The sequence below is a fragment of the Sphingobacterium sp. UBA2610 genome, assembly GCF_002339225.1.
Classification (GTDB): domain Bacteria; phylum Bacteroidota; class Bacteroidia; order Sphingobacteriales; family Sphingobacteriaceae; genus Sphingobacterium; species Sphingobacterium multivorum.
Window position 1 is genome coordinate 82,296 of the sequence record NZ_DDKA01000019.1, and the last position, 12,724, is coordinate 95,019.

At 40.9% G+C, this 12,724-nt stretch carries 10 protein-coding genes; 3 read left to right on the top strand and 7 right to left on the bottom strand.

The annotated features are described in order from the left end of the window. The first annotated feature begins 32 nt into the window (after positions 1-32). Together bcp and B4Z47_RS13110 are read left to right on the top strand one after the other, a co-directional pair. Entirely contained in the window at positions 33-494 is a 462-nt protein-coding gene (gene bcp, locus B4Z47_RS13105) for a thioredoxin-dependent thiol peroxidase (RefSeq protein ID WP_070570215.1), read from the top strand. A gap of 63 nt (positions 495-557) precedes the next feature. Continuing rightward, entirely contained in the window at positions 558-2,027 is a 1,470-nt protein-coding gene (locus tag B4Z47_RS13110) for a glycine--tRNA ligase (protein WP_070570217.1), read from the top strand. Positions 2,028-2,119: 92 nt separating this feature from the next. Here B4Z47_RS13110 and B4Z47_RS13115 read toward each other — a convergent pair whose 3' ends face one another. The 7 genes from B4Z47_RS13115 to B4Z47_RS13145 form a co-directional block, all read right to left on the bottom strand. Further along, entirely contained in the window at positions 2,120-3,559 is a 1,440-nt protein-coding gene (locus B4Z47_RS13115; RefSeq protein ID WP_286727402.1) for a hypothetical protein, read from the bottom strand. A 76-nt stretch (positions 3,560-3,635) separates the two neighbouring features. After that, positions 3,636-3,956 (bottom strand): hypothetical protein, encoded by a 321-nt coding sequence (locus B4Z47_RS13120; RefSeq protein WP_286727403.1) that lies wholly within the window; start codon positions 3,954-3,956, stop codon positions 3,636-3,638. Between the two features lie 302 nt (positions 3,957-4,258). Next, on the bottom strand, positions 4,259-5,119 hold the full coding sequence (locus tag B4Z47_RS13125) for a helix-turn-helix domain-containing protein (protein WP_286727404.1): 861 nt from the start codon (positions 5,117-5,119) through the stop codon (positions 4,259-4,261). Positions 5,120-5,184: 65 nt separating this feature from the next. Further along, positions 5,185-6,387 carry a DUF4369 domain-containing protein gene (locus B4Z47_RS13130; RefSeq protein ID WP_286727405.1) on the bottom strand — a complete coding sequence of 401 codons (1,203 nt, stop codon included), beginning with the start codon at positions 6,385-6,387 and terminating at the stop codon, positions 5,185-5,187. Further along, entirely contained in the window at positions 6,374-8,713 is a 2,340-nt protein-coding gene (locus B4Z47_RS13135) for a glycoside hydrolase family 95 protein (RefSeq protein ID WP_286727406.1), read from the bottom strand. The genes B4Z47_RS13130 and B4Z47_RS13135 overlap by 14 nt, the downstream gene beginning before the upstream one ends. After that, complete coding sequence (locus B4Z47_RS13140) at positions 8,703-10,586, bottom strand: alpha-L-fucosidase (protein WP_286727407.1); 1,884 nt, start codon at positions 10,584-10,586, stop codon at positions 8,703-8,705. Before B4Z47_RS13140 ends, B4Z47_RS13135 begins: the two co-directional genes overlap by 11 nt. Before the next feature lie 516 nt (positions 10,587-11,102). Beyond that, positions 11,103-11,483: a hypothetical protein gene (locus tag B4Z47_RS13145; RefSeq protein ID WP_070570233.1), complete on the bottom strand. Its 381-nt coding sequence runs from the start codon at positions 11,481-11,483 to the stop codon at positions 11,103-11,105. Positions 11,484-11,547: 64 nt separating this feature from the next. Here B4Z47_RS13145 and B4Z47_RS13150 point away from each other — a divergent pair, with 64 nt between their 5' ends. Beyond that, complete coding sequence (locus tag B4Z47_RS13150; protein ID WP_286727408.1) at positions 11,548-12,720, top strand: trans-sulfuration enzyme family protein; 1,173 nt, start codon at positions 11,548-11,550, stop codon at positions 12,718-12,720. The last annotated feature ends 4 nt before the right edge of the window (positions 12,721-12,724 follow it).

A 12,724-nucleotide genomic window follows, 5' to 3' on the forward strand; every position in this document is an offset into this window, starting at 1 on the left:
TTCGTATCTTAATCGACTAAATACAAGATAATATGGCAACACTAGAAATAGGACAGAAAGCACCGGATTTCAGTGCAAAAAATCAACATGGTGAAACGGTACATCTTTCGGATTTCAAAGGGAAAAAAGTTATTTTATATTTTTATCCAAAAGACAATACACCAGGCTGCACCACGGAGGCCTGCAATTTCAGAGACAATTATCAGTCCCTGAAAAAGGAAGGTTATGAAATCATCGGCGTAAGTGTGGATGACGAAGCATCACATAAAAAATTTATCACTAAACACGAATTACCTTTCCAGCTCCTTGTCGATGAAGACAAAAGTCTCGTGGAGGCTTATGGGGTATGGGTAGAGAAAAACATGTATGGTAAAAAATATATGGGTACAGCACGCACAACCTTTGTGATTGATGCAGATGGCATTATCCAGCATATCATCAAAAAAGTAGATAACAAAAATGCGTCCCAGCAGATCCGTGATTTAGGCATTTAAAGAATACCTCTTATCAAGAATCTTATATCTAAAATCTAAAACTAATATCTATATTTGCCACTTATGAGCAAACAGACAGACGACTTTTTCAAAAGTGTAGTATCACACGCGAAGGAATACGGTTTTGTATTTCAATCGAGCGAAATATATGACGGATTAAGTGCCGTCTACGATTATGGTCAATTGGGTTCGGAATTAAAAAACAACCTAAAGACTTATTGGTGGAAATCCATGGTGCAATTGCACGAAAACATTGTTGGTATTGATGCCGCAATTTTCATGCACCCAACAACATGGAAAGCATCTGGTCACGTTGATGGTTTTAACGACCCAATGATCGACAATAAGGATTCAAAAAAACGTTACCGTGCCGATCAATTGATCGAAGATAAGATTGCACGTTATGAAGCAGATGGTAAGACAGCTGAAGCTGTTGCCCTATTAGACGCTTTGAATACCGCATTGAATGCAGACGATTTAGCTGGACTGAAAACCATCATTGAAGAACATAATATCGTATGTCCGGTTTCAGGTACCAAAAATTGGACTGAAGTACGTCAATTTAATTTGATGTTTGCAACCCAAATGGGTGCTATGGCAGATGGAGCTGATCAGGTTTACCTTCGTCCTGAAACTGCACAAGGTATTTTCGTCAACTTCCTGAACGTTCAAAAGACAGGACGTATGAAAATTCCTTTTGGTATCGCCCAAATTGGTAAAGCTTTCCGTAACGAAGTAATTGCCCGCCAGTTTATCATGCGTATGCGCGAATTCGAGCAAATGGAAATGCAATTTTTCTGCCGCCCGGGTACTGAATTGGAATGGTATAACAAATGGAAAGAGACACGCTTGAAATGGCATTTGGCATTGGGTTTCGATCCATCCAACTACCGTTACCACGACCACGATAAATTAGCGCATTACGCAAATGCTGCAGTTGATATTGAATTCAACTTCCCATTCGGATTCAAAGAAGTTGAAGGTATCCACTCCCGTACAGATTTTGACTTGAAACAACATCAGGAATTTTCTAAAAAGAAAATGCAATATTTTGATCCGGAGATCAATCAAAACTACATTCCATATGTCATTGAAACTTCAATTGGATTGGACCGCCTTTTCTTAACTGTATTATGTAACTCTTTGGTAACAGAAGATCTTTCTACAGCAGAAAAACAAGATTCTCGTGTTGTATTGAAATTTCCACCAGCATTGGCACCGGTAAAAGCTGCAATTTTACCATTGACCAAAAAAGATGGTTTACCAGAAAAAGCACGTGAGATCCTAAATACACTAAAATTGGATTACAACGTTCAATATGACGAAAAAGATGCCATTGGAAAACGTTACCGTCGTCAAGATGCAATCGGAACACCAATCTGTATCACAGTCGATTACGATTCATTGGAAGACAACACCGTAACCATCCGTCACCGTGATACGATGGCACAGGAACGTGTTGCCATTGCCGATCTTGAAAAAATATTGAATGACTTGGCTGGTTGGAATACCTTGCTAAAAAAATTGATATAGCCAATATGCTATCACAGAAAAGGTGTCCATTGCTGGACACCTTTTTGTTTTAATAGATGTAGGGCGGCTAGATGCTAAGTACAATAACTGTGCTAGTATTCTATCACAATATGATCGTCCCACTGTTCATTCTTCACGATCTGAAAACCCAAATTCCCATTGGCAGTCTCCAGCAATTTGCCCTTAAACTGTATTTGAACATTATTTCGGATTTCGCTTTCCAGTTCAAATGTACGCAGCAATTTACCTTCCTTGAAAACTTGGAACTGATATTTAATAGCGGTATTGTTGAGATAATAGCCCATAAATTGGTTGAACGAAAAACTTTGATCAGCTGCCGTAAAATGTGGGATAACCGTCAAAAGACTTTCATCAACCTGGTCGTTACTATGCGTCATAAAAGGATAATAATGAAACACAGGATGAAGCTGCTTCACCTGAATACTATCAATTGCGCTCAGATCTTCGCTGTCTGTAAAAGTCAACTTGACCTCACTGTAGATCCGACTTAAGTTTAGGACCCGTTCCATAGCCCCTTTAACCTCAAAGGTATCCCGGCTAGCAAATAACTCTGCAGATTGTTCTGAAAAAGCATTCGTCGCATAAAAGTGCTCAAAATCCACCTCCCCTGCCAGGATCAGCGGCAATGTCGAATTTTTAGCAATCAGACTTAGGTAATAGGTTCCGTTCGGCAATTCAACATCGAAAGCTTCCTGCGAATTAAGTACGCCCGATTTGATCATAGCCTTCGATTTTGCATCAAACACATGGTAGTAAAATTTGCTAGGCAAAGCGGCCGGGTTGACTTGTCCGTAAACCATCAAGTTATCCATCTTGAATGTACCAGTCGTTGGGCTGTAGCCCGCTCCTCCGTCCCTGCTACCGGCAAATAATGAAATTTTCAACCAGAGCTCCTTGCTGTTGCCAAGCGAAATATCTGCCAATGATGCACTCACAGGGATTTTGGCTGAAAGTGACACATTCGATGGATAATTGATTGTATCCGAGAGCATCAAAAAACTATTCCCCTTATCCAGGGAATAACTCAAAAGCAGTGCCCTTGGTCCTGTACTCGAACTATTGCAATCAAAGGTCCAGCTACCCAGCGAATGAATACCTGTGGCAGGGATTTTGACTAGGATCTCTTTACCACCTTTGAAACTAATGGCTTTTCCCGTTGCAGGCCAACCGCCTAAAAAATCATAGTCTGTCTTTCCATTGTTGTAATCGATCACAACGGCATCATCAAGTGCATTTTCGGGAACAACATCGCTGTTATCAAAGGTCCAATGATACAGCAATTCGTTTTCGGAAGAAGCTCCGCTCAGCGCAGCTCGTTTTGCCGTGGTTGATTGTTTTTTTAGAGGAGTAACAATCGCTTCAAAATCCTTGACTTTGAATTTTACCGCATGAATTGTTTCATCGTTTTCATCGGGAAGTTTTACATGCTTTTTGCACGAAGGCATTGCGGCTAAAACCAGGATGAATACACATGAAAGAATTCCCCAAGTTGACTTGGATTTTCTTTTCATAAATATAAATGATTTATAAGTTAATTAACCGGCAGATTAAAATTAACTTATAAATCATTTCACTCCAATAGTATAACTAAAAAGTTACAATCCTTTTTTCACTTTTGCCAGTGGTCTCTTTATCTATTTTTTGAACGTATATCTTTCCAGAAGAGGTTGTTAATTTCATTTTGAGCACATTATTCATCCCTGTTGGACGTACATACTCGCCATTAAATTCGTCCCATTCATAGATCGGATTACCTTCTTCATTCATCCAGATATAGCTATAATGCGCATCGACTTTATCTTTTACCGTCAACTGTACTGTGTTTTTCTTCTTGTCTATTTTAACCTGAATATTCTTTGGCTTATCAATTTTGTCCAAATACCAACTCCGTCTTTTCCAAGCCAGCATTTCCAGTGGACCTGCTTTGCATCTGCCGATTGCGAGCGGTTTACAGACTCAATAGCATATGGATTACCAGTCCAATACTCATCGGAAAGCTGGGCAAAGGAATGTCCAATTTCGCGCATCGCGATGTCATTGCTCTTAAAATTAACAGTGACGAGTCTTTTTTCGATATTGTCAACAAAACCATTATTCCGATTTCCGCGGAGGGGAGCATACCAAAAATCAACGGCATGAGGACCCAGCTATAGATCGGAAACCCCCATAGACTATTCCATTAAACGGCATAGTAACATCCGCCAAACAACCTAGTAGCGCATACGATGTTCCTGTACATATTCACTCGGCGACAGTTTGGTTATTTTCTTGAACACCCGATTGAAATTGACAACATTGTTAAATCCTGTTTTAAAAGCGATATTAGAAACACTTTCCGAAGATTCGTCAATCAACATTTTACAGGCACGTTCAATCCGGATTTCATTGAGGAAGGTCACATAGGTTTTCCGGGTATGTTTCTTAAAATACTTGCAAAATGCGTGTGGTGTCATGTGTGCTACCGCTGCTATATCTTCCAAGGAAATCTTGTCTCCAAAATGCTGGAAAGTATATTGGAATATTTCATTGATTCGCAATCCTTCGGCATCGGAAAACTTCTTTTGTGGAATACCTGTATACAGCGAAGTCCATTGATCTACTTTTTTACTTAAAAAATTAATCAACTTCACAAACGAGAGGAGGCGATCTATGCCCGCACTCACGTTAATCTGTACAAACTTCTCTTTCAACGCAACGGAGTGCTCCGCATCCAATTTTTTACTGACGTTGATGTGTTCCAGAAAATATTTAACATCATCAAATTCAGGAAAATCCAGAAAGGGTTTAAAATGCTCGTAGTCGAAAAAAATATGGATGGCATGAATGCCATCCCTTATATCTTCCCCCGTTTTGAACATATGCGGTTCATCCGCATCAACGATATAGATCTCGTCCTCTTCAAAACTATGTGTAAAGTTGCCAATCATAAAGGTTCCCCGCCCTTTCAGGATATAGGTCAGCTGGATTTCCTTGTGTCGGTGGTAGTTGCTATAGAATGAAGGCAGAATATCTTCCTGCACACAAATAGATCCTTGGTAAACTACCGGAACTGTAAATTGAACGACTTTCATTACGTATTGAAATAACAAATATTAAACAGTTAATTCAAATGTAAGATTTTTTAAGACAATAATCGTTAATTTTTAGCAAGAAATTCCTTTACCTTCCCTAAAAACTGTGGCATCGCTGGGTCCTCACCACTCAAGGATAAAATTTGGAAAGTCCGTGGATTTATCCATAGATAACTTGGCGTACGATCTATACCAAAATCATTTTCCATCGTTGCTTGGTCGTTATAATTGAAAAAATAACTCTGCTTGCCCAGTGCAAGCTCTTTACTTGATTTGATCCATTTATCCAGATCCTTATCCAGCGAAAAATAGATAACCCTTACCCCCATAGCGTTCAATTGAGATTCTTTTTTCCGTAACATCTCCATATCGGCCTTGCTATTGGTATTGGAAGTTCTCCAAAACGCGGCAATCAGCATTTTAGCCTTTGAAATATTCTTTAAATTCAAACTATCCCGTTCTACATTCATCGGGCTAATAGCAGGAAATACAGGCATATTTTCATAGAAGTCTTTCACCCTATCGACCTTTTCGCGGGCAAATTTAACATAAGGATGCTTCTGCAAATCCGTATTAAAACTCAGCAATGCGGCATCGAATTTTTTATAATTCGTCTGATCCAAGGAGATGTATTTAAAAAAATAAGGCAATACTAAGGATGAACGGTGGGTACTATCGAGAATAAAATCGGCGTATAGTGTGCGTGGATTAAATGCGGCATTACCACTTAAGCGCTGTATTTCATCGACTGTTTTCTCATAGGAACCATCATTTCTTGCAGCCATCGAAGGCAACTGACTCTCCAGCTGCCTTACCCGTTGGCTTTTATTTGCCGTTTTATTTTTTTCCTCCTCTTCACGCTGTTTATAGTTCGCATTGAACTGTATGAAATCCTTGGCATTCTGCGAAGAGGTTGTCAAGGTAAACTTGCCCTGGTTTTCACTCAGATCATAGTCACTCCCGCCTTCGACAAATAACGTATAGGCCTCCATACCCTTAATCTGAATATCGTAAAATCCGGCCATGGCAAGTTCGCCTTCCAAAACAAATTGCCCATTAGCAACCTGTGTTTTTACAAATTGCTGCAGTTTATTATCGTGATCGACGAGGCTCACCTGAGTCCCATCCCCGGCAGTGGTTTTTCCGGTAATCTTATAGCTAAAGCTATTCAACAAGGCGGCTGTCTTCGCCGATTCGGACTTTTGGGTACAGGCTGTCGTCCCCAAGGCCAGCACAGAAATCAAGCAAAAATAGTTAACGAACTTCATAATCTTTATAGTTTCCGTTTTCAAATAGACGAATCTTTCCTTTTTTACCTTTAATCTGGAGGTCGGAAACCTTTCCATTCTCCCATTTCATATCCACAGTGTAGTTTCCTCTGGTTTTGAGACCGCTAACTTCACCCTTTGACCAGGCTTTGGGTAGCGCAGGTAATAGATGGATATAACCATTGTGGCTCTGTATCAACATCTCGGCAATCCCGGCTGCACCGCCAAAGTTTCCGTCTATCTGAAAAGGCGGATGCGCACAGAACAAATTAGGGTAGGTACCTGCCCCGACTCCCTGATAGGTTGTTTCATTGGTAAAAGCGGGCTTAAGCAACTGCCTTAGAATTTCGAGTGCATGATCACCGTCCTGTAATCTCGCCCAAAACAATATTTTCCAGGCTCTAGACCAGCCCGTTCCTTCATCGCCACGTACAGCTAAAGTCTTACGTGCTGCGTCAGCCCATTCAGGTGTCGTCTGTGGCGAGATAAATGCTGCGGGATACAGACCATATAAATGTGATACATGTCGGTGTTTAGGTTCAACTTCCTGATAGTCCTCGAGCCATTCCATCACGCGCCCCGATGGGCTAACGACTACAGGCGGAGGGACATCCTTCAGCTTCGCTTTCAAGGCGCCGGCAAAACTATCGTTCGTCGTAAGGATAGAATCAGCTTGAATCACTGCCTGGTATAATTCCCGTACGATCTGGTTATCAATGGTAGGTCCCATCACAACCGCAGCAACTTTTCCATTGGCCATTCGGAAAGCATTTTCCGGCGACACCGACGGTGAAGTGACCCACCATCCTGTTTTAGGGTCCTGAACCAATGTATGATCGTAGAACTCTGCCGCTCCTTTGAGTATCGGATAAATCTCTTTGAGGTAATTTTTATCCCCGGTAAACAGATAATGTTCCCAGAGATGGTTACATAGCCAGCCTGAGGCCGTACTCGCTCCCCAGGAAGCCTGCTCACCCGGAGCGGAATACCCCCAGATATTCGTCATCATATAGACCACCCAACCCGGTGCGTTATAGTAAGCCTTTGCTGTCTGCTCGCCAGTTTTTGCAATCCGCTTTATCATTTCAATAAAAGGCTTATGATATTCGCTCAGGTTATTGACCTCCACGCCCCAATGATTCATCTGTGCATTGATATTGAGATGATAATCACCATTCCAAGGTGTATTGATCTGATTAGCCCATAGTCCCTGAAGGTTTGGCGGGAGCGCTTTTGTATTTTTCGGGGCAGCACTTGAAATATTCAAATACCTTCCATATTGGTAATAAACCGTTGCCAAATCGGGATCAGCAACCGGATTTTTATAAAAATTAGCAATGCGTTCATTGGTCGGAATAGCGTTATTCGCTGTATTTCCATACAGATTAAGACTTACCCGATTAAAGATTTTTTGATAGGCAGCAAGATGGTTTTTATATATTTTCTGTTCTTCAGCAGTTTTTGCTGCTGCAACAGCCGCTTTGACAACAGGTAAAGGATCCTTCCCATAATAGGAAGTACTTGCTGAGAAATAGACCGTGAGACCACCTTTTGCAGACACCTCTAAGGTTTTATCCTTTTTGCTGATCTGCAGATTTTTACCTTTAACCTGAATTAATCCAACGAATTTCAGATTTTTACCTCCTTTTCCATCAGGCAAAAATCCCTCGATCAGAATCCCATCGTCCAACAAGGTGTAACGGTCAATATTTTCCTGCCGCTGGAATGATATGCCTAACTGCTGTACCTCATCGTTATGTTGGTTCAATTGGATAATACCTACATTATTGTCAAAAGAAGTATAATAACGACGTTGGAACTGTTGTCCGTTTATCTTGAATGAAGTTTGTGCCGAGGCAGTCGCTAAGTCCAAGGAACGCTTGTACTCTTCGATCGTTCCCGCGGGCAATTTATAATCCAGCAAAAGGTCACCGAATAACTGATAACAGCCATAGGGAACCTTTGCACCATTACCAAAACCAGATCCCTTGCCTTTGGTCACAAAAGTTTCATTGACCAGTTTTTCGGCTTCATCATTTTTACCGGCCTTAAGCAGAGCCTGAATAGCTTCAACATTTTTATAGGCTTCATAATTATTGGGATCCTCTGGACTGCCCGACCACATACTAATCTCGTTGAGTACGATCTTTTCATGACTAGGATTTCCATCTGGCATCATGCCGATAAGTCCGTTTCCTAATGGCAAGGTCTCTTCCCAAACCTTCGCGGGCTTATTATACCAAAGTACGAGTGGATTTTGTTGGGCAAAAAGCATTGTGGTATGACATATACATACCACGATAAGCATTAAAAATCTATTTACCATACAATTCAAATTCCGCTATGGCCAATTCATTGCCATCAATAAATTGTTTTGGTTCAAATTTGATAAACTTGGTTGCGCTGTTCGTATCGAAAAACACCTGTTGCAAAATCGGATTTGCCTTAATATTGGAAAACTCGCCCTCTTTAACAAGGGTCCATGTTTTTCCGTCGGTACTGGTTGATATTTTATAATGTGTTGGTGTCCCTACGTTCTTTCCATCCTGACGAGGAAGGAAGCCGATACCAGAAACAGGTTTGTCTGTAGCGACAACGATTACACCTTGATCGGCAACAGTCGCAAAAGTACCTGGTTTTCCGTCAGATAAATAAGCATTATTATTGGATCTACCTGTCGAAATCTTAAACCCTGTCAGCTTTTTCACCTCTTTGGTATTAAATGCAAAGGGTTCGTTGTACTCCTTGAACAGTCCAAAATCACTGAGCGTGATTGCTACCGGAGCATAAACATGAAGACGTAGTTTACTTGCAGTTTGAGGTTGCTCGAGTTTGATGAGGCGGTTTGCGCCGATACTTGTTGCTTTGGCCAAAGGTTTCCAGCTGTTATTTTCCCAACGTTCAATGGAGACACTATCTATACGTTGTCCCAACTTAATATTCTCTCTTAACTGAATAAGATCAAATTTCGCAGGGGATTTTAATTTTATTTCCAATGTAGCCGATGTTTTGGAATCGTCTGTTGCCCAATAGCTATAGCGGTCGTTATCTGTAATAAAGGAAGTACCATAGGATTTCGAATCACTATTACGGGTATTGGATGCCGTGATGGTCGCTCCTTTGGCTAAATTGGTACGGAAAGTTTCCTTCACTTTTTTTCCAAAAGCCTGCAGCGACTTCACATCATTCTCATGTAATGTACCAGAAGGCATCGGTGCTAAGCCAAGATTCATGCATGCTCCTCTTCCAACGGATTTTAAATAGATCTCAAAAAGATGATTTGGTGTTTTTACACGGCTATCTTGTTCTTCATGATAAAACCATCCCGGACGTTGTGGCACGTCACATTCAGCAGGTATCCAATATTTACCATTACGGTCACCTGTTTCGGCATTATGTGATTCTGTCGCTCCGGGTACAGCGACTTTTCCGTTTAAGCCAATTGGCGTAAATGTTGCCCATGAAGTTTCAGCAGCAAATCCTTTTTCATTACCCACCCAACGCATATCGGGACCGATATCTGAGAAAATAACCGCTTCAGGCTGTAATTTTCGTACAATTGGCCAGGTTTTTTCATGCCACTCATAGTAAGTTGTTCGATCGATGATACGCTTTCCTTCATGGCCACCATAAAAGCCATCACCACCATTTGCTCCATCATGCCAGGATGTAAACAAAGGGCCATAATTGCTCATCAATTCAGTCAGCTGCTGTCTGTAGGCTTCAGCATAGGCCGGAGTACCGTAACGTTCATCGTGACGATCCCAAGCAGAAAGATATACACCAAATTTCATCCCATTTCGATGGGTCGCTTGCATAAAATCTTTGACCATATCACCTTTTCCATTTTCCCATGGCGAAGAAGCGATACTATAGGATGTTGTCTTGGTTGGCCACAAACAGAATCCATCATGGTGTTTTGCCACACTAATTAAGCCCCTGAAACCACCCGCTGCCGCTGCCTTAGCAATTTGATTTGCATCAAAAGCCGAAGGATTAAACAATGAGGGCTGTGCATCACCATAACCCCACTCCTTATTTTGGAAAGTTGTCGGCGTATAATGAATCAAACAATACGTTTCCATCTCTTGCCACTTTAATTGACGCTCGGTTGGCAGAGCCCCGTAAGCTTTTAAAGTATCTGATTTGGCTACAGGCCCGCTGGAAAGTAAAATGGAGGATAACAAGATTGTCAACATAGTCTATATTTATGTGCTAGAAAATTAGGTTGTAAAGCCCTAAGATAAGAAGTTTTGCAAAATGCTGTATGTAACATTTGCGTACAAAACCGATCGATGCTCAGCTCCAACAGAATTTATCCCTAGGTCAAATCGTATTCTTTGTTTTAATCAATCGATTGATTAAAATATGCAAAACATGAATGCTGTAATAATACTTGGCACTAGTAGAACAATTGTTCAGCACATGTGGCCCGGCCAGTTTGAACCCGCTCGCCAGTTTCAGAAATCGAAACTGTATTTTTTCTTAAATAATTGTTTGTCGACAAGGCTCGGGGAGAAACTCTTCCAGCACCATAACTCCTTTGATCTCATTAGGCTTGGCATCATAGTCACTAAATATCTGAACAGTTTTAAAAGCTGAATTAGGATAACTTACAACGAGGCTATCTAGGTTCTTCGCTGAATTAAAATAGAACGTTTTTTAGGACCTGAGTTGCTCGTCAACGTAGCTGTATTCCCCTTTTAGCAAATCACCTATGTATTGATAAGTTCGACAATTTTCCCGCCCTCAAATAATAACTTCTGTCTGTCTGAAAATATAAGTTCCTTATTAAAACTCTTTTTTTCAAGTATCATCCGATTTCCGTTTAAGTACACCTTATCCGTAAAAAAGGGGGCAAATCCGTTCGTGGTAGGTATCTCTAAAAATCCTCCTATAATGCGATCCAATTGTTTCCCACGATAACTCAATTTCATTTCGTTCACGTTAGACATAAATAATTCAGCGGTAGATGACTCTAGATACAAGATCGGAATTTGCATTGGTCTTTGTTCAAAAGTTCCTTCCTCATCCTTTGAACAGGAAAAGCAAAGCACTAGGAATATAGTACAAGGCAAAAGCCATATTTTTTTCATAAAATGGGTTATTTCATTGCTAATTATACAAATATAAAAATTTCATCTCGTACCTTTACACATCATGAAACAAGATCAATCTAAAATCATACGTGAACAGGTCGATCGTTCAGCACTTCGCGAACATTCGACTCCTTTATACCTTACATCAAGTTTTATCTTCGACAGCGCTGAACAAGGTCGGGCGGTCTTTGCTGGCGAAGAGGATGCAATGATTTATTCCCGCTATGCTAATCCAAATACTTCAGAATTCATCAACAAAGTTTGTATTCTTGAAGGTGCAGAAGCAGGATTGTCTTTTGCGTCAGGTATGGCAGCAGTATTTGCCTCCTTTGCAGGAATTATCGAAAGTGGAGACCATATTGTCTCTTCACGTGCAATATTCGGTTCTACACATCAGTTATTTATGGAACTCTTCCCACGTTGGGGCGTTACAACAACTTACGTAGACGCCGCTAATCCCGAAGAATGGGAAAAAGCAATCCAGCCAAATACGAAAATCATCTTTTTAGAATCGCCATCCAACCCAGGTCTGGAATTGGTTGATTTGGAATGGTTGGGTAAATTCAAGGAGAAATATCCTCATATCATTCTGTCGATCGACAACTGCTTTGCCACACCTTATCTTCAGAAACCGATTCAATATGGATTTGACCTGGTTATCCATTCGGCGACCAAATATATGGATGGACAGGGTCGTGTTTTGGGCGGTATTGTTGTCGGAAAACAAGAGCTTATCGATAAATTGATGTTCTTTATCCGTCATACAGGCCCCGCATTATCGCCTTTCAATGCCTGGATCATATCAAAAAGTTTAGACACGTTGGGCATCCGTATGGATCGCCATTGTTCTAACGCATTGGCTTTGGCCGAGGCATTGGAAAATCATGCGGAAATTGAGGATGTAAAATATCCATTTTTACCAAGCCATCCACAATATGAGCTGGCCAAGAAACAAATGAAAGCTGGTGGCGGTATTGTAACCTTTGTTGTCAAAGGTGGTTTTGAGCGAGCAAAAGCCTTTGTAGATCATTTGGAAATGATTTTATACACCTCTAATTTAGGAGATTCAAGATCAATCGCAACGCATCCAGCTTCAACGACACACTCAAAATTGTCGGAAGAAGAACGTTTGAATCTGGGCATCAAACCGGGCAGTATCCGCCTGTCTGTGGGTCTGGAAGATCAACAAGATATTATCAACGATATCTTGCAGGCTTTAGAGAAAACAAAATAAACAT